Source organism: Stutzerimonas sp. NM35, from assembly GCF_054604355.1.
In genome coordinates, this window is the sequence record NZ_CM137728.1 from 2,271,339 (window position 1) to 2,288,296 (window position 16,958).

Below are 16,958 nucleotides of genomic sequence, written 5' to 3' on the forward strand. Positions count from 1 at the left end.
TCGGCTGTCGCCCGGCTCATTCGATGGCGGACGCTTCAATCTTGTCGTGTTGCGGTGTCTGGCCATTGGCATGACGCATATTCTGCCGCATCGCCACCTCCTGGACCTCGCGCCGATTGACCAGATCGGCCAGGCTGATGCCACTGAGGAATTCGTGAATCTGCTGGCTCAGGTCGCACCAGAGGTGGTGAGTCAGGCAGGTATCGCCCGAATGACAATCACCCAGCCCCTGGCAGCGTGTGGCATCCACGGATTCGTTGACCGCATCGATCACCTGTACGACCTGTATATCGGCCATTGCACGGGACAGCTGATAACCACCGCCCGGACCGCGAACGCTACTGACCAGACTGCCACGGCGCAGTTTGGCGAACAGCTGTTCGAGGTAGGAAAGCGAAATGCCCTGGCGTTCGGATATATCCGCTAGTGAGACGGGACCCTGCTGCGCATGCAGCGCCAGGTCGAGCATCGCGGTTACGGCGTAACGGCCTTTGGTAGTCAATCGCATCAGCTTGCACCAAGCATCAAGGTTTGGCGCAAGTATGCAATACCCGAGTATTTAGATCAACTATATGACCTATCAATTTACTCAGCCTTTCACCGAATAGCCGCTTGCAGCGAGGCGCGCCCCAACCGGAGCAGCATCATACCAGCTAGCACCCGGCCCGCCATCATGCTCGCGGCCCTTCTCCATCGTGCTTGATTTCAGCGAAATCTTCCTCGCGCAGCTCTGGCATCTTCCTGGCGCAATAATCGCTGCCCAGCGCGGTAAGCGCCTGGCCCATTTCCTCCATGCGCGCCTCGACCGCCTGCACATGGTCGAGCAACTGCCCGATGGCGCGGGCGAGCGGGTCTGGCATGTCCTCGCTGACGCCATAGGCATCGAAGCCGATTTTCTCGGCAATCGCCTTGCGCCTGGCCCCCTGGGTTTCATCGGATTTGATGATGACCTTGCCGGGAATGCCCACCGCAGTCGCGCCCGCCGGCACCTCGCGCGTCACCACCGCATTGGAGCCGACCTTGGCGCCCGCGCCGACCGTGAACGGTCCGAGAATCTTCGCCCCGGCGCCGACGATCACACCATTCTCCAGCGTCGGATGGCGCTTGCCCTTGTTCCAGCTGGTGCCACCCAGGGTCACCCCGTGATAGAGCGTCACATCGTCGCCAATTTCGGCGGTTTCACCGATGACGATGCCCATGCCGTGGTCGATGAAAAAGCGTCGACCGATCTGCGCACCAGGGTGAATCTCGATGCCGGTGAGCCAGCGCGCCAGATTGGAGTTCATCCGCGCCAGCCACTTGCAGTCCTTGCGCCACAGCCAGTGGGACAGCCGGTGAAACCAGACTGCGTGCAATCCCGGATAGCAGGTGACCACCTCGAAGGCGTTGCGCGCTGCGGGATCGCGATGGAATACGCTCTGGATATCTTCGCGCATGCGCTCGAACATCAGTCTTGTCTCCGCTTGTGAGGCTCACCGCGAACGGCCTTCTGGGTCTCGGTCAGAATGCCGCGCAGGATGTTCATTTCCAGCTTGCTGACGCCACTGCGACCGTAGAGCCGGCGCAATCGGGGCATCAGGTGACGGGGCTTTGCGGGATCGAGGAAACCGATATCGATCAGCGTCTGCTCAAGATGCCCGTAATAGTGCTCCAGCTCGTCGGCGGTCACCGGCTGCGCATTGAGCAGCGAGGTGGTTTCCAGCTTCTCCTGCTTGCTCGGCTGATCATGGGCGGCCAGCCAGGCCATGCGCACCTCGTAGGCGAGCACCTGCACAGCTGCGGCAAGGTTCAGCGAACTGAATTGCGGATCGGAAGGGATGTGCACGTGGTAATGGCAACGTTGCAGTTCTTCGTTGGTCAGTCCCGCATATTCGCGACCGAAGACCAGCGCCACTTCGCCGCCCTGCTCAGCCTGCTCGATACAGGCCGAGCCCGACTCGCGAGGATCCAGCAGGGGCCAGGGAATACGCCGGTCACGCGCGCTGGTGCCAAGCACGACGCTGCACCCTACCAGCGCTTCCTCAAGGGTTGCGACGATTTGCGCCGCATCGAGAATATCGGTTGCGCCCGACGCACGCGCCACCGCCTCGGAACTGGGAAAATCCTCGGGGTCGACCAGCACCAGCCGGGACAGCCCCATGTTCTTCATGGCCCGAGCGGCACCACCGATATTGCCAGGATGGCTGGTATTGACCAGCACCACGCGAATGTTCTGAAGCGACACTGTTTCTTCCCGGCCAAAAGCAAAGGCAAAAGCTTACAGGAAGCACCCGCTGCTTCGCCATTGAACTGCGGCGCATACAACATGTGGCGAATGCTTTCTGCTAGAATTCGCGGCTTTCTTTAAACGACCAGGTATTTGATCGATGCAGCCCATGCTGAATATCGCGCTGCGCGCCGCCCGCAGCGCCGGCGAACTGATTATTCGTTCCACCGAGCGCCTGGACGTGATCTCGGTCAGCGAAAAAGACGCTCGCGACTACGTCTCTGAAATCGACCGCAACGCGGAACAACTCATCATCACCGCGTTGCGCAAGGCCTATCCGAACCACGGCATTCTTGGCGAAGAAAGCGGGCTGTCGCAAGGCTCTGGTGATGGCGCCGATTACCTGTGGATCATCGATCCGCTGGATGGCACCACCAACTTCCTGCGTGGCGTTCCGCATTACGCGGTCAGCATCGCCTGCAAGTACCGCGGTCGCCTGGAACATGCCGTGATCATCGATCCGGTGCGCCAGGAAGAATTCACCGCCAGCCGGGGACGCGGCGCCGCACTCAATGGCCGTCGCCTGCGCGTCGGCTCGCGCAAGAGCCTCGAAGGCGCCCTGCTGGGTACCGGCTTCCCGTTCCGCGACGGGCAGATGGACAACCTGGATGCCTATCTCAGCATGTTCCGCAGCCTGGTCGGCCAGACTGCCGGCGTACGCCGCGCGGGCGCTGCGAGCCTGGACCTGGCCTACGTCGCTGCCGGTCGCTTCGACGCCTTCTGGGAGTTCGGTCTTTCCGAATGGGACATGGCTGCAGGCGCGCTGCTGATTCAGGAAGCGGGCGGACTGGTCAGTGATTTCTCCGGCGGTCATGATTTCCTTGAAAAAGGCCAGGTCGTCGCCGGCAACAGCAAGTGCTTCAAGGCCGTACTGACCGCGATCCAGCCGCACCTGACACCCTCACTGAAGCGCTGACAGCTCGCCAGACAGCCACAAAAAAGCGCCCCGAAAGGCGCTTTTTTTGATCATCATGTCCCGTCCTGAATAAGGTTTACACCTTTCCCCCGAGAACCTGGAGACCTCGATGGATCAAGGTGTTAAGCGAACCCAGCGTGATTACTCACTGACTTTTAAATTGGCTGTGGTCGACCAGATCGAAAAAGGCGAGCTGACCTACAAGCAGGCCCAGGCTCAGTACGGGATCCAGGGCAGGTCTACGGTTTTGGTATGGTTGCGCAAGCATGGTCGGCAAGATTGGAGTCAGGGGGCTTCGGTTCGACCCGGCAGGAGCGAAGTCATGACCGATCCAGCAAACCTGACGCCTGAGCAGCGGATCAAAGAGCTCGAACAGCAACTGCAGGTCATGAGGCAAAAGGCCCAGTTCTTCGAGTCCGTGGTCGATGTGCTGAAAAATGACTACGGTGTTTCGATCGTAAAAAAGCGACCCGGCAAGTCCTCTCGCAAAAGCAAGTTGAAGGACTGAGCATCGTCAGGGCTTGCCAGTTTCTGTCCATCAGCCGCCAGGCTTACTACAAGCGTAATCGTAGCGCCGATCAGCGTCGCCTGCAGAGCGAGCAGGTGGCCTGCTACGTCCGGCGTGTAAGGCTACGTCAGCCGCGCATAGGCACGCGCAAGCTGCATTATCTGCTGAGCAACCAATCGAATGATGACCTGAAAGTGGGCCGTGACAGGCTGTTCGGGATCCTGACTGAGCATCGTCTACTGGTGCTGCCCAAACGTGCGTACCACAAGACAACCCATAGTTTTCACCGCTTCTACCGCCACCCGAATCTGCTCAAACCTGGTCCCGACCAGATCACTGCAGCGGCGCCCGAACATGTCTGGGTGGCCGATATCACTTACCTTCCCAGCCGCAGCGGTCCGCTCTATCTGAGTTTGGTTACCGATGCCTACTCACGCAAGATCGTTGGCCATCACGTGCACGAGAGCCTCCATGCCGAATCCGTGGCCATGGCCTTCAGGCATGCCCTGAGGCAGCGCCGCAGCAATCAGGTGTTGATCCATCACTCTGATCGCGGGATCCAGTATTGCTCAGCGCTGTATCAAGCCCTTCACATGCACCACAACGTCCAATGCTCGATGACCGACGGATACGACTGCTACCAGAACGCGCTCGCCGAGCGAGTAAACGGAACACTCAAGAATGAACTGATGCTGCGTAGCCCCGGTGACCTGAAGCAGGCAAGAGCAATGGTCAGGGAAGCCATCGAGGTCTACAACACGGAACGACCGCATCTGTCTCTGAAATACAAAACGCCCGATGCCGTGCATCGGGCGTTTTAGTACCGAAATCTAGCTGAATCGGTGTAAACCTATTTCAGGACTAGACATCAATTCAGGGCTGCTGAGCCAAAACCAGCTGCCCATCCCTGACCGGAATCTGACTGCCAGGGTCACGGTCCATGCGGACGCTGCCGACCTTGCCATCGAGATCGTATTTCACCTCATAGCCGACAATCTTGTCGTGACTGTCGGTAACGGTGCTGCAGCGTGTCTCGGTGGTACTGTAGGTGCTGTTCTGCTGCATCCGCTGCTGCACCTGGTTACCCGCGTAACCACCACCGACCGCGCCCGCCACAGTGGCGATCTTCTTGCCGTTGCCACCACCCACCTGATTACCCAGCAGGCCTCCGACCACGGCGCCCACGGCTGTGCCGGCGATGCGGTGTTCGTCCTGTACCGGCTTCTGTCGCGTTACGGCAACCTCCTTGCAGACTTCCCGTGGCGTTTTGATGGTTTCCTTGATGGGCTCCACCGCGAGCACTTCGGCGAACTCAGGCCCGCGATCGACCAGCATATAGGTGGCGAATGCACCACCTGCAGTTACCACTACCGCGCCCAGAACCGCACCCACCAGCATTGACTTGTTCACTGCACATTCCTTCTTCCGACGGGCAAGACCCCGCTGCGCGCTTAGGCACTGAAACTCGCCAGAAGTTCGAATGTTCAGGGACGCTCATCGACCTCTTCGACAACCGGCGGGATCAGGTCGTCACGGGTGAGCTTGAGCCAGATCAGGAAAATGCTGGCGATGTAAATGGACGAGTAGGTTCCCGCCCCTACACCAATCATCAACGCCAGCGAGAAACCCCAGAGATTCTCGCCACCGAACACCATCAGCGCCGCAACCGCCAACAAGGTTGAAATCGAGGTCGCCAGCGTTCGCAGCAGAGTCTGGGTAGTGGAAATGTTGATGTTCTCGATCAGCTCGGCCCTGCGTAGCGTTCGGAAGTTCTCCCGAATGCGGTCGAAGATCACGATGGTGTCGTTGAGCGAGTAGCCGATGACCGCCAGTACGGCAGCCAGTACGGTAAGGTCGAAAGATATCTCGAAGAACGAGAAAACCCCCAACACCACGATCACGTCGTGAAATAGCGACACCACGGCGCCGACGCCAAACTTCCACTGAAAGCGGAACGCAACGTAGATCAGAATCCCGCCCAAGGCCAGCAACATACCCAACCCGCCCTGATCACGCAGTTCCTCGCCCACAGAAGGACCGACAAACTCCACTCGCTTGACGATGACGTCTCCACCGGTGCCCTGACCACGCAAAGACCCGGCAATACGCTCGCCCAACTGGGGATCGTCGCCTGGCATCCTGATCAGCACATCGGTAGTCGCGCCGAAACTCTGCACCAGCGCCCCTTCAAAGCCACCCTCGCTCAGCTGTCCACGAATTTGCTCCAGGGCAACCGGGTTTTCATAGTTCAGTTCAACCAGGGTGCCGCCTGTGAAATCCAGGCCGAAGTTCAAGCCCTTCACCGCCAGACTGGCCAGCGAGGCAATAGTCAGCAGTAGCGTCAGGACGAAGGCCACATTACGCACCGCCATGAAATTGATTACGCGCTTCATCGTGCTAGCCCCTTAAATCCACAGCTTCTTGAGATCGCGGCCACCATAGATCAGATTGACCATGGCGCGAGTCACGATGATTGCAGTGAACATCGACGTCAGAATTCCGAGCGACAGCGTGACCGCAAAACCCTTGATCGGCCCGGTGCCCATGGCGAAGAGAATGCCACCCACCAGCAAGGTGGTGAGGTTGCCGTCGACAATCGCGGAAAACGCACGATCGAAGCCCTCGTGAATGGCGCGCTGCACCGACATGCCATTCTGAATTTCCTCTCGTATCCGCGAGAAGATCAGCACGTTGGCGTCCACCGCCATGCCCATGGTCAATACGATACCGGCGATACCCGGCAGCGTCAGGGTCGCACCCAGCATCGACATCAGCGCGGTCAGCGCCACCATGTTGAACAACAGCGCAACGGTCGCCAACACGCCGAAGAACTTGTAGATCAGCACAATGAAAATTGCGACGAAGAGGAAACCCCACATCGCTGCCTGGACGCCCAACTTGATATTTTCGGCGCCCAGACTCGGGCCGATGGTGCGCTCTTCGGCGAAGTACATCGGCGCCGCCAGACCACCCGCGCGAAGCAGCAACGCCAGTTCCGAGGATTCGCCCTGGCCATCGAGGCCAGTGATGCGGAACTGACTGCCCAGCGGTGACTGGATGGTCGCCAGGCTGATGATCCTTTTATCTTCCACAAAGGTCTCGACGCGCACTTCCTGCTCGACGCCCTCGACCATCTGCTTGACGTAACTGGTCTGCGGACGCTGTTCGATGAAGATCACCGCCATGCTGCGACCGACACTGTTGCGCGTCGCGCGGTTCATCAGTTCGCCGCCATGACCATCCAGACGGATGTTGACCTGCGGACGGCCATTCTCGTCGTAACTGGCCTGGGCATCGGTCACCTGGTCGCCGGTGATGATCAGCGAACGCTCCAACTGCGCCGGCGGGCGCCCTTCCTGGCGGAACTCGAAGGTTTCGGTAGTTGCACGCGGGGCATCCATCTCGGCTGCCAGACGGAACTCCAGGTTGGCAGTCTTGCCGAGGATGCGCTTGGCTTCCGCAGTGTCCTGTACGCCCGGCAATTCGACCACGATGCGGCTCGCACCTTGGCGCTGCACCAGCGGCTCGGATACGCCCAGCTCGTTGACCCGATTACGAACCGTAGTGAGGTTCTGCTTGATGGAATACTCGCGAATCTCCGCCAGCTTCGCCTCGGTAAGAGCCAGACGTAGCACCTGCTGACCATTACGCTCACTGGAGGTAATGTCGAAATCGGTAAAATTCTTGCGGATCAGGGCCTGTGCTGCGGACAGCGTCGCCTCGTCGGCAAAGCCCAGTTGCACCGCACTACCCTGCGTGGGCAGGCTGCGGTAGCGGACACGCTCCTTGCGCAACAGGCTCTTGACCTCGCCTTCATGGACGTTCAAGCGCGTCTCGACAGCCTTGTCCATGTCCACTTCGAGCAGGAAGTGCACACCACCGGACAGGTCCAGACCAAGCTTCATCGGGCTTGCACCGAGGTTACGCAGCCAGTCGGGCGTAGTCGGCGCCAGGTTGAGGGCCACCACATAAGCGTCGCCAAGCGCGCGACGGATTACGTCCTTGGCCGGCAACTGGTCGTCCTGGTGTATCAGCCGCAACAGGCCGCCCCTGCCCTGCTCGTCCAGCGAAGCAGCCTTGACCTCGATTCCAGCCTCTTCAAGCGCTGCACTCGCTCTATTCAGATCGGCCTCGGTGACGCTCAGCGAGGTGGTAGCGCCGGTAATCTGGACAGCCGGATCGTCGGGATAGAGATTAGGAGCCGAATAAATGCAGGCAACTGCCAGCACCACCAGTATCAGCAGGTATTTCCAGAGGGGGAATCTATTGAGCATGACGCAGCCCGTCTAATGACGCGGGGCGCCTTGCGCGCCCCGTCGTTGCTATTGAATGAAGTCGGCTCAGATGGCTTTCAGAGTGCCCTTGGGCAGGGTCGCGGCAATCGCCACTTTCTGGAACTTCAGTTCGACGCTGTCGGATACTTCGATCACGACGAAATCATCGGCAACCTTGGTGACCTTGCCAACGATGCCACCGGAAGTCACCACTTCGTCGCCCTTCTGCAGGCCGCCGATCAGGTTCTTGTGCTCCTTGGCGCGTTTGGCCTGGGGACGCCAGATCATCAGATAGAAGATGACCAGAAAGCCGACCAGAAACAGCCACTCGAAGCCGCTTCCGGCAGGACCAGCGGCAGCCTCTTGAGCGTAGGCGGCGGGAATCAGAAAGCTCATGTAGCACTCCTGTTGCAGAGATTTAAATTATGGAATTTCGTCATGCAAGCGGCGGCGTTGGCAAGCCGCGCTTTGCATAGAAGGCATCGACAAAGGCCGCCAATGTACCTTGTTGAATGGCTTGGCGTAAACCGGCCATCAAACGTTGGTAATGCCGCAGGTTGTGGATTGTATTCAACATGCTGCCGAGCATTTCACCGCATTTGTCCAGATGATGCAGATAGCCGCGGGAGAAGTGTTTGCAGGTGTAACAATCGCAGTCCGCCTCCAGCGGCGAATCGTCATGACGATGTACCGCGTTGCGAATTTTCACCACGCCGGTATCGGTAAACAGGTGGCCGTTGCGGGCATTACGAGTCGGCATCACGCAGTCGAACATATCCACACCACGACGCACGCCCTCGACCAGATCTTCGGGTTTGCCGACGCCCATCAGATAGCGCGGCTTGTCAGCCGGCATCTGCGTCGGCAGGAAGTCCAGCACCCGGATCATTTCCTCCTTGGGCTCACCCACGGAAAGACCGCCGATGGCCAGGCCGTCGAAACCGATCTCGCACAGGCCCTCCAGCGAACGCATGCGCAGCGATTCGTGCATGCCGCCCTGGACGATGCCGAACAGCGCCGCCGAACTGTCGCCATGCGCTTGCTTCGAGCGTTTGGCCCAGCGCAACGACAGCTCCATGGAGCGACGCGCAACATCCTCATCCGCCGGATAAGGTGTGCATTCATCGAAGATCATCACGATATCGGAGCCCAGATCGCGCTGGACCTGCATCGACTCCTCCGGCCCCATGAAGACCTTGGCGCCGTCCACCGGAGAAGCGAAGTAGACGCCCTCCTCCTTGATCTTGCGCATCGCCCCCAGACTGAACACCTGGAAACCGCCCGAGTCTGTCAGGATCGGGCCTTTCCATTGCATGAAGTCATGCAGGTCGCCGTGCGCCCTGATCACTTCAGTACCGGGGCGCAGCCAGAGATGAAAGGTGTTGCCGAGAATGATCTCGGCACCGATTTCCTCGACGTCGCGCGGCAACATGCCCTTGACCGTGCCGTAGGTGCCCACCGGCATGAACGCCGGCGTTTCCACTGTGCCGCGCGGAAAGGTCAGGCGTCCGCGACGGGCCCTGCCGTCGGTGGCGAGCAGTTCGAAGGACATGTGGCAGGTACGGCTCATGGTGTTTCCTCGGGGCCGCGCGGGGCCGGGTTGCGCGTGATGAACATGGCATCGCCGTAACTGAAGAAGCGATAGCCCTCAGCCACAGCCTCGGCATAGGCCGCCATGGTTTCCGGATAGCCGGCGAAGGCTGAAACCAGCATCAGCAAGGTCGATTCGGGTAGATGAAAATTGGTCACCAGAGCATCCACTACATGGAAGGGCCTGCCCGGATAGATGAATATGTCGGTGTCGCCACTGAACGCCTTGAGCGTGCCATCCCGCGCAGCACTCTCCAGCGAGCGCACACTGGTGGTCCCCACCGCGATGACACGACCACCTCGCTGGCGACAGGCTGTGACCGCATCGACCACTTCCTGGCCGACCTCCAGCCACTCGCTGTGCATGTGGTGGTCTTCGATACGCTCGACACGTACCGGCTGGAAGGTCCCTGCCCCCACGTGCAGGGTGACGAAGGCCGTCTCGACGCCCGTCTCGCGCAGCGCCTCCAGCAGCGCATCATCGAAATGCAGCCCGGCCGTGGGCGCCGCCACCGCGCCGGTGCGCTGGGCATACACCGTCTGATAGCGCTCACGATCGGCACTGTCATCCGCTCTGTCTATATAAGGAGGCAACGGCATATGGCCGACGCGCTCCAGCAGCGGCAGCACTTGCTCGTCGAACGCCAGCTCGAACAATGCATCATGGCGCACCAGCATCAACGCCTCGCCACCGCCATCGATCCGAATCCTGCTGCCAGGCTTCGGCGATTTGCTGGAGCGGATATGCGCGAGCACGCGATGACTGTCCAGCACCCGCTCGACCAGCACCTCAAGCCTGCCGCCGGTTTCCTTCTGACCGAACAGCCGGGCCGGAATCACGCGGGTGTTATTGAACACCATCAGATCACCAGGACGCACATGGTCGAGCAGATCGGCAAAGCCTCGATGCGCCAGCTTGCCGGTCTGCCCGTCAAGCACCAGCAAGCGGCTGGCGCGACGCTCGGCCAGTGGATGGCGCGCGATCTGGGAATCGGGCAACTCGAAGGAAAAAGCGGAGACTTGCATGTAAGGATGATCGGCACGGAGCTCAGGGGGCGCAAAGCTTAGCGGAATCACCGCAATCTGACCACGCCGAACGATTGACCGGCCTACGGCGCATCCTTATACTTCGCCGCCACTGTGCCTCGATGGCGGAATCGGTAGACGCAGCGGATTCAAAATCCGCCGTTGGTAACAACGTGAGAGTTCGAGTCTCTCTCGAGGCACCATCATTCTATTCAACGGGTAGCCGATAGCCCGCTGAATGCCGGCAGTTTTGCAGCACGGCAGCGCTTTACAGCATTATCAGAGCCCTGTAGCTCGACACCCCTCGCAACACCCGACACAAGAGCGGCATTCACTGCACGGCAGCACGGTCGAAACAGGCTTGCAAGGCTGTTTCCAGTTGACCCGCCCGCTTACATCGCGCTGAAAAAGCGCTGCCTGGACAGGGCAAATTCTATGGCTGCGAGGGGTTGGCACTCCTTGCGAGTTATCGTAGAGTGTGCCCACTGTGTTTGCATGGGTCGCCGTAGAATCGTGACCTGGTGCAGTAGATCATCCGATCCGCTACATCCCGCTCGACTCCTTACTCCTTGCAACCAGTTCCCGCTCCTGCCGTGCAGGCGCGCTTCTACTATTGAGTTTCAAGGATACAAAGACATGTCGAATCGTCAGAACGGTACCGTCAAGTGGTTTAACGACGAAAAAGGTTTTGGTTTCATCACTCCTGAGAGCGGTCCGGATCTGTTCGTGCACTTCCGCGCGATCGAAGGTAACGGCTTCAAGAGCCTGAAAGAAGGCCAGAAAGTCAGCTTCATCGCTGTGCAAGGTCAAAAAGGCATGCAGGCTGACCAGGTTCAAATCCAGGAATAAGCCACCGCTCCGAAAAGCCCCTGATGGCAGCATCAGGGGCTTTTTTATGCGCGCATTTCCGTAGAATGCGCGCCTGCCTCATTCAACGAGACGTCATGCTCATGCGCAACCAGTCACTCAGCCCCCAAGGCCAGTTCCCAGCCGCCAGCCTGAGCCGCCGGCTTGCCGCGATTCTATACGACTCGTTTCTCTCGATTGCCCTGATGATGGTTGTCACCCTGCTCTATCAACAGGTCCTGCTGCGCCTGTTCTATGGCAGCGAAGCGCTCAAGGCAGTGGCGGAAAGCGGCGGACTGGACAGAGACCCCATTCTCGCCACCCTGCTGCTGTTCTGCCTGTTCGGCTTTTTCGCCAAGTTCTGGACCCACAACGGCCAGACGCTCGGCATGCAGGTCTGGGGCGTGCGCATCCAGAATGCCGACGGCAGCGCCATCGATCTGTGGCAGGCGCTGCTGCGCTTTCTGATCGCCATCCTGTCCTGGCTCGCCCTGGGCCTTGGCTACTGGTGGATGCTCTGGGACAAGCAGCAACGCACCTGGCATGACATCTATTCGGAAAGCCTGGTGGTGCATTTGCCGAAGAATATCCATAAGAAATAGCTGCAAGCTGCAAGCTGCAAGCTGCAAGCTGCAAGCCAGCGTAGGGTGGATATCGCTTTTTACATCCACCGAGGCTCCGCTCGTCGGGTCGATGAAGCGTGACCCGACCTACAGCTTTTTCGTCCAGCCTTCCAGCCTCAAACGCCTTTATCGGCTTTTACCCCGCCCTGCGCAGCAGCCATACCCCCGCCAGCGCACAGATGCCTGCCGGCACCAGCACCGCCATCAGTGGCGAGAAACCGAAAACCTGGCTGGCCGGGCCGAGCAGGTCCTGCAGGATACGGAAGACGAAGCCGACGATGACGCCGGTAAAGATCCGCTGCCCGAGGGTGACCGAGCGCAACGGGCCGAAGATGAACGAGATGGCCAGCAACACCAGCGTCACCGTTACCACCGGCTGCAGGACCTTGGTCCAGAACGCCAGCCAGTAGCGCCCATTGTTGAGCCCCTGCTCGCCGAGGTAATGGATATAGCGCCACAGCCCGGTGACCGACAACGCATCCGGCTCCATCACCACGGTTCCCAGCAGTTGCGGCGTCAGTTGCACATCCCAGCGCTCTTCAGCCGTGTTGACCACCTCGGTATGGTCGCCCCGAAAATGCGTCGTGGCGATATCAGTGAGTTGCCAATGGTCGTCCTGATAACGTGCACGCCGGGCGAAACTGGCCGACAGCAGCTGGCGCTGTGCATCGAAATTGTAGCGTGTCACACCCAGCAGCACCCCACCCGGCTGCACCGCGTTGACATGCACGAATTCCTCACCCTGCCGGTGCCAGAGCCCGCGCTTGCTGCTCTGCGCCTCGCCCGCTCCCTGCGCCATGGCGCGGCTGGCCTGGGCAATGTTCTCGCTCCAGGGTGCGAGATATTCACCAATCAGCACGCCGACCAGCAGCAGCAACAGCATCGGCCTCATCACCGCCAGGACGATACGCCCCAGGGAAACACCCGCGGCCCGCATGATCGTCAGCTCGCTGTTGCTGGCGAGCATCCCCAGGCCGATGAGGCAACCGATCAGCGCTGCCATCGGCAACATTTCATAGACACGCGACGGCGTCGTGTAGAGCACGTAAAGCGCGGCATCCAGGATGCCGTAGCTGCCCTTCACATCACCCAGCTCGTCGATAAAGGCAAACAACAATGCAAGCCCGACGATGATGCCAAGCACGGTCAGAATCGCCAGCAGGACATGGCTGCCGATATAGCGGTCGAGCTTACGCATGGCCCACCCCCGCCCCTGCACGTCGCTTGTCGAGGGCAAGTCTCAACGGTTCCCAGTAGAGCATCAGCATCCCGATCGAAAAGAAAATCCCGTGAACCCACCAGAGCCCCAGCGCCACCGGGATTCGCCCCTTGTCCAGCGCGCCCCGCGCGGCGACCAGCAGGGCCAGGTAGGTCATGTACAGCAGAATGGCCGGCAGCAGCTTGAGAAAGCGCCCCTGACGCGGATTCACCTTCGCCAGCGGCACCGCCAGCAAGGTGACGATGAACACCAGCAGCGGCAGCGATAAACGCCATTGCAGCTCGGACTGCAGACGAATGTCATCACTGCCGAACAGCTCACGCGTAGGCAGTGCTTCGCGCTCGCTCAGTTCGATGCTGACCTCGGGCTTGGGCAGCAGGACGCCATAGGTGTCGTACTGGATCGCCCGGTAATTGGCCTGTCCGGGATTGCCGTCATAGCGATAGCCGTTTTCCAGAATCAGGTAACGGCTGCCATCGGCCTGGATTTCCTGACGCCCGCTTTCAGCCACCAGCACCGACAAGCCACGCGCTTCGCCGGTGGCCCTGGACAAGTTGGTTTCGGAAATGAAGATGCCGCCCAGTTGCGTGCGATCATGCGTCAGTTCTCGGGTATAGGTGACACGCGTGCCGTTGCGCAGAGTCTGAAAACGCCCGGGAACCAGAGTATCGAATTCGGTCAGCGAGTCCTGCTCGTTGAGGATGCGGTCAACCTCGGCAATACCCTGCGGCGCAAGACCCAGGCTCAACCAGCCAACCAGCACGGCTACCAGCGCCGCAGGCGCCAGGCTGTAAGCCAGCAGACGGCGCTGGCTCATGCCCGTCGCGGACAGCACGGTCATTTCGCTATCCAGATACAGCCTGCCGTAGGCCAGCAGAATGCCCAGAAACAGCCCCAGCGGCAGAATCAGTTGCAGGAAGCCCGGCAACCTGAACCCCATGATCATCAGCAGCACGCCCGGATCGAGCAGCCCCTGAGCAGCCTGAGCCAGATATTTGATGAAGCGACCACTCATGATGATCACCAGCAGCACCGCACTCACGGCGCTCAGGGTGATCAGCAACTCACGGGACAGGTAACGAAAGACGATCAAACCGGACACTCCAGGGTTGTCAGGCTCCGGCGGCTACGCTCACACTAGCCGCTACGCAGCCGGCCCGCACGCAGCAGTCACTGAAAATCGATACACGGATTTACAGACGACACGCCAGACGAACCACCGAAAACAAGCCCGGCATTATCCTGCAAACCCGACTCTTTGTCTTGGGGACTCGACACCATGCAATTTGTTGTAAAAACCACCAAAGCGCCCGCAACCAAAACCGCCACTCTGGTCCTGCCGGTTGGCGAAGACCTCGTCCTTGGCGAGATCGCGCAAAGTGTGGATGCCGCCAGCGCCGGCGCCATCACAGCGACCCTCAAGCGCGGAGACCTGCAGGGCAAGCCGGGGCAAACCCTGCTGCTCCAGCAACTGCCTGGCATCAAGGCCGAACGTGTATTGCTGGTGGGCATCGGCAAGGCCGATGAGCTCGATGCGCGCCAGTGGCGCAAGGTAGCGGGCGCCATCTCCGGCGCCCTGAAGAATCTCGGCGGCAGCGATGCGACCCTCGCTCTGCAGGACGCGCAGCTCAAGGACCGCGACAGCTACGCGCGCACCCGCCTGCTGGTGGAAGCCCTCGCCGGTGGCCAGTACGTCTTCGACCAGTTCAAGAGCAAAAAAGCCGATGCCCACCCACTGAGTCGGATCACCCTGCTCAGCGACAAGGCCGAACAAACCCAGGTCGAACGGGCCGCCAGCCATGCCCAAGCCATCACCGCAGGGATGAACTTCGCCCGTGACCTGGGCAACCTGCCGCCCAACATCTGCCACCCCAACTATGTCGCCGAGCAGGCTAAAAAGCTGGGCAAGGCCTTCAAGGGCCTGAAGGTCGAGGTGCTGGATGAGAAGAAACTGCGCGAACTGGGCGCAGGCTCGTTCCTCGCCGTATCCCAGGGCAGCGACCAGCCCGGCTGCATGGTGGTGATGCAATACAACGGCGGCAAGAAAGGTGATCAGCCCTATGCGCTGGTGGGCAAGGGCATCACCTTCGACACCGGTGGCATCAGCCTCAAGCCCGGCCAGGGCATGGATGAAATGAAGTACGACATGTGCGGCGCCGCCAGCGTACTCGGCACCTTGCGCGCCGCGCTGGAACTGCAGCTGCCGATCAATCTGGTGGCCGTGCTGGCCTGCGCGGAGAACATGCCCGGCGGCGGCGCCACCCGCCCCGGCGACATCGTCACCAGCATGAGCGGGCAGACCGTCGAGATCCTCAACACCGATGCCGAAGGTCGCCTGGTGCTCTGCGACGCCCTGACCTACATCGAGCGCTTCAAGCCGCGCGCAGTGATCGACGTCGCCACCCTTACCGGCGCCTGCATCGTTGCCCTGGGCAGCCAGACCTCCGGCCTGCTGAGCAATGACGACGAACTGGCTCGCCAGTTGCTGGACGCCGGTCGCAACGCCGACGACCGCGCCTGGCAGTTGCCGCTGTTCGATGACTACCAGGAACAGCTGGACAGCCCCTTCGCCGATATCGCCAACATCGGCGGGCCCAAGGCGGGCACTATCACCGCCGCCTGTTTCCTCTCGCGCTTTACCAAGGGCTATTCCTGGGCGCACCTGGATATCGCCGGCACCGCCTGGATCAGTGGCGGCAAGGAAAAGGGCGCAACCGGGCGACCGGTGCCGCTGCTCACCCAGTACCTGCTGGATCGGATCGCGTGAGATGAGCCGGACAGTTGACGGAACGCCGGCATGACGCGCATCGAGTTCTACGTATTGCCGGACAGCACTGCGTCCGGTCGCGCCAGGGCGGCCTGTCAGCTGGCCGGCAAGGGCTGGCAACATGGCCTGGCGGTGTTCATCCGCTGCCAGGATGCCGCGCAATGCGCCGAGCTGGATGAGCTGCTCTGGCGCTTTCGCGCCGAGCGCTTCATCCCTCACGAGCGCTACGAACAGGACCCGCAAGCCCCGGTCGTGATCGGCCTGGAGCAGCCACCGGCAACCAGCCAGGGCCTGCTGATCAACCTCGCCCAGACGCTATCGCCGCATATCGACGACTTCAGTCGGGTCATCGAGATCGTCAATCAGCAGCCGGAGTTGCTCAACGCCTGTCGCGAAAACTTTCGCCTGTATCGCCAGCGGGGCTATGATCCAAAACGCGTCGAACTGTGAATCTCGTCGCAATTTTCCCTAACCCGCCACCAGTCGCCAGGATGCGCTACTGCCCGGAACTCTCTTGATAATGACGTCCACATCTCCGCCCAGACCTGCGCACCTGCTCGACGAGCTGGAATCCATTCGCGCCCTGCTCGGCGACGAGCATGATTCACTGGATGAGCCCCTGGACCCTGACAGCATCCCTCTGCTGTCGGAAGTCGTCGAACCCACCGCACCTGCCCAGCAATCTGTCCAGCCGCCGGACGAGCCACGCGAACCGGCTGTACGCACGGCTTTTCGCACCTTGGCCGAACGCCACCTCGACCATGAGCTGCGCACCGCGGCACAGCTTATTCTGCAGGAAGTGATCGACGATTTCGTGCCGCACATCGAGGCCGAACTCAAACGCCGCCTGGAGAGCCGCGCCGAGCAACTGATCCGCTCGCCTCGCCCCTGAAACGCAGGCAAGGCGCCAGGCCAGCAATTAA

At 60.5% G+C, this 16,958-nt stretch carries 18 protein-coding genes and 1 tRNA gene; 8 read left to right on the forward strand and 11 right to left on the reverse strand.

Translation table 11 applies throughout. From position 1 onward, the window contains the following. Positions 1-16: 16 nt before the first annotated feature. The 3 genes from iscR to trmJ all read right to left on the reverse strand — a co-directional run bounded on the left by iscR (position 17) and on the right by trmJ (position 2,224). Positions 17-508: a Fe-S cluster assembly transcriptional regulator IscR gene (gene iscR / locus ACYCFC_RS10595; RefSeq protein ID WP_181085882.1), complete on the reverse strand. Its 492-nt coding sequence runs from the start codon at positions 506-508 to the stop codon at positions 17-19. Positions 509-671: 163 nt separating this feature from the next. Further along, a complete protein-coding gene (gene cysE, locus ACYCFC_RS10600) occupies positions 672-1,448 on the reverse strand; it encodes a serine O-acetyltransferase (RefSeq protein WP_459651564.1) in 777 nt (258 codons plus the stop codon). Next, positions 1,448-2,224 (reverse strand): tRNA (cytosine(32)/uridine(32)-2'-O)-methyltransferase TrmJ, encoded by a 777-nt coding sequence (trmJ, locus tag ACYCFC_RS10605; protein WP_459651565.1) that lies wholly within the window; start codon positions 2,222-2,224, stop codon positions 1,448-1,450. The genes cysE and trmJ overlap by 1 nt, the downstream gene beginning before the upstream one ends. Before the next feature lie 142 nt (positions 2,225-2,366). Between trmJ and suhB the strand changes: the two genes are divergently transcribed. Continuing rightward, a complete protein-coding gene (suhB, locus tag ACYCFC_RS10610) occupies positions 2,367-3,182 on the forward strand; it encodes a type III secretion system regulator SuhB (protein ID WP_181085888.1) in 816 nt (271 codons plus the stop codon). A gap of 109 nt (positions 3,183-3,291) precedes the next feature. After that, positions 3,292-4,511, forward strand: a protein-coding gene (locus tag ACYCFC_RS10615; RefSeq protein WP_181087218.1) for an IS3 family transposase whose coding sequence is annotated in 2 segments (ribosomal slippage) — positions 3,292-3,640 and positions 3,640-4,511 — 1,221 coding nt in all. Because the reading frame shifts where the segments join, the coding sequence is not laid out codon by codon here. Positions 4,512-4,563: 52 nt separating this feature from the next. Here the strand turns inward: ACYCFC_RS10615 and ACYCFC_RS10620 are convergent. The 6 genes from ACYCFC_RS10620 to queA form a co-directional block, all read right to left on the reverse strand. Beyond that, complete coding sequence (locus tag ACYCFC_RS10620) at positions 4,564-5,100, reverse strand: glycine zipper 2TM domain-containing protein (RefSeq protein WP_181086845.1); 537 nt, start codon at positions 5,098-5,100, stop codon at positions 4,564-4,566. 74 nt (positions 5,101-5,174) lie between these two features. Continuing rightward, entirely contained in the window at positions 5,175-6,083 is a 909-nt protein-coding gene (gene secF, locus ACYCFC_RS10625) for a protein translocase subunit SecF (RefSeq protein ID WP_459651566.1), read from the reverse strand. A 12-nt stretch (positions 6,084-6,095) separates the two neighbouring features. After that, positions 6,096-7,964 carry a protein translocase subunit SecD gene (secD, locus tag ACYCFC_RS10630; RefSeq protein WP_181086847.1) on the reverse strand — a complete coding sequence of 623 codons (1,869 nt, stop codon included), beginning with the start codon at positions 7,962-7,964 and terminating at the stop codon, positions 6,096-6,098. Between the two features lie 66 nt (positions 7,965-8,030). Then, positions 8,031-8,360, reverse strand: a complete 330-nt coding sequence (gene yajC, locus ACYCFC_RS10635; RefSeq protein WP_181086848.1) for a preprotein translocase subunit YajC — start codon at positions 8,358-8,360, stop codon at positions 8,031-8,033. A gap of 40 nt (positions 8,361-8,400) precedes the next feature. Next, positions 8,401-9,516, reverse strand: coding sequence for a tRNA guanosine(34) transglycosylase Tgt (gene tgt, locus ACYCFC_RS10640; RefSeq protein WP_181086873.1), 1,116 nt, complete (start codon positions 9,514-9,516; stop codon positions 8,401-8,403). Positions 9,517-9,530: 14 nt separating this feature from the next. After that, the gene (queA, locus tag ACYCFC_RS10645; protein ID WP_181086849.1) at positions 9,531-10,580 is read right to left on the reverse strand and encodes a tRNA preQ1(34) S-adenosylmethionine ribosyltransferase-isomerase QueA; all 1,050 of its coding nucleotides are present in this window, start codon (positions 10,578-10,580) and stop codon (positions 9,531-9,533) included. Between the two features lie 116 nt (positions 10,581-10,696). Here queA and ACYCFC_RS10650 point away from each other — a divergent pair. From ACYCFC_RS10650 to ACYCFC_RS10660, 3 genes are all read left to right on the forward strand, one after another. Further along, positions 10,697-10,783, forward strand: a tRNA-Leu gene (locus ACYCFC_RS10650). Positions 10,784-11,216: 433 nt separating this feature from the next. Then, on the forward strand, positions 11,217-11,429 hold the full coding sequence (locus tag ACYCFC_RS10655) for a cold-shock protein (protein WP_014853413.1): 213 nt from the start codon (positions 11,217-11,219) through the stop codon (positions 11,427-11,429). A gap of 101 nt (positions 11,430-11,530) precedes the next feature. Then, the gene (locus tag ACYCFC_RS10660) at positions 11,531-12,028 is read left to right on the forward strand and encodes an RDD family protein (protein WP_181086874.1); all 498 of its coding nucleotides are present in this window, start codon (positions 11,531-11,533) and stop codon (positions 12,026-12,028) included. 157 nt (positions 12,029-12,185) lie between these two features. Here ACYCFC_RS10660 and lptG read toward each other — a convergent pair whose 3' ends face one another. After that, positions 12,186-13,247: an LPS export ABC transporter permease LptG gene (gene lptG / locus ACYCFC_RS10665; RefSeq protein WP_459651567.1), complete on the reverse strand. Its 1,062-nt coding sequence runs from the start codon at positions 13,245-13,247 to the stop codon at positions 12,186-12,188. Further along, complete coding sequence (gene lptF / locus ACYCFC_RS10670) at positions 13,240-14,361, reverse strand: LPS export ABC transporter permease LptF (RefSeq protein WP_181086851.1); 1,122 nt, start codon at positions 14,359-14,361, stop codon at positions 13,240-13,242. The genes lptG and lptF overlap by 8 nt, the downstream gene beginning before the upstream one ends. Positions 14,362-14,547: 186 nt before the next feature. Here lptF and ACYCFC_RS10675 point away from each other — a divergent pair, with 186 nt between their 5' ends. The 3 genes from ACYCFC_RS10675 (at position 14,548) to ACYCFC_RS10685 (ending at position 16,927) form a co-directional block, all read left to right on the forward strand. Further along, positions 14,548-16,035, forward strand: a complete 1,488-nt coding sequence (locus ACYCFC_RS10675) for a leucyl aminopeptidase (protein WP_181086852.1) — start codon at positions 14,548-14,550, stop codon at positions 16,033-16,035. 30 nt (positions 16,036-16,065) lie between these two features. Next, positions 16,066-16,485: a DNA polymerase III subunit chi gene (locus tag ACYCFC_RS10680; protein ID WP_459651568.1), complete on the forward strand. Its 420-nt coding sequence runs from the start codon at positions 16,066-16,068 to the stop codon at positions 16,483-16,485. A 70-nt stretch (positions 16,486-16,555) separates the two neighbouring features. After that, positions 16,556-16,927, forward strand: a complete 372-nt coding sequence (locus tag ACYCFC_RS10685; RefSeq protein WP_181086854.1) for a DNA polymerase III subunit chi — start codon at positions 16,556-16,558, stop codon at positions 16,925-16,927. The last annotated feature ends 31 nt before the right edge of the window (positions 16,928-16,958 follow it).

Excerpts from the sequence above, each read along its gene's own strand:
- ACYCFC_RS10685 (WP_181086854.1), top strand. The coding sequence starts at position 16,556 with ATGACGTCCACATCTCCGCCCAGACCTGCGCACCTGCTCGACGAGCTG.
- secD (WP_181086847.1), bottom strand. The coding sequence starts at position 7,964 with ATGCTCAATAGATTCCCCCTCTGGAAATACCTGCTGATACTGGTGGTG.
- ACYCFC_RS10660 (WP_181086874.1), top strand. The coding sequence starts at position 11,531 with ATGCGCAACCAGTCACTCAGCCCCCAAGGCCAGTTCCCAGCCGCCAGC.
- iscR (WP_181085882.1), bottom strand. The coding sequence starts at position 508 with ATGCGATTGACTACCAAAGGCCGTTACGCCGTAACCGCGATGCTCGAC.
- ACYCFC_RS10675 (WP_181086852.1), top strand. The coding sequence starts at position 14,548 with ATGCAATTTGTTGTAAAAACCACCAAAGCGCCCGCAACCAAAACCGCC.
- lptG (WP_459651567.1), bottom strand. The coding sequence starts at position 13,247 with ATGCGTAAGCTCGACCGCTATATCGGCAGCCATGTCCTGCTGGCGATT.
- ACYCFC_RS10655 (WP_014853413.1), top strand. The coding sequence starts at position 11,217 with ATGTCGAATCGTCAGAACGGTACCGTCAAGTGGTTTAACGACGAAAAA.
- cysE (WP_459651564.1), bottom strand. The coding sequence starts at position 1,448 with ATGTTCGAGCGCATGCGCGAAGATATCCAGAGCGTATTCCATCGCGAT.
- suhB (WP_181085888.1), top strand. The coding sequence starts at position 2,367 with ATGCAGCCCATGCTGAATATCGCGCTGCGCGCCGCCCGCAGCGCCGGC.
- secF (WP_459651566.1), bottom strand. The coding sequence starts at position 6,083 with ATGAAGCGCGTAATCAATTTCATGGCGGTGCGTAATGTGGCCTTCGTC.
- yajC (WP_181086848.1), bottom strand. The coding sequence starts at position 8,360 with ATGAGCTTTCTGATTCCCGCCGCCTACGCTCAAGAGGCTGCCGCTGGT.
- queA (WP_181086849.1), bottom strand. The coding sequence starts at position 10,580 with ATGCAAGTCTCCGCTTTTTCCTTCGAGTTGCCCGATTCCCAGATCGCG.
- ACYCFC_RS10680 (WP_459651568.1), top strand. The coding sequence starts at position 16,066 with ATGACGCGCATCGAGTTCTACGTATTGCCGGACAGCACTGCGTCCGGT.
- tgt (WP_181086873.1), bottom strand. The coding sequence starts at position 9,516 with ATGTCCTTCGAACTGCTCGCCACCGACGGCAGGGCCCGTCGCGGACGC.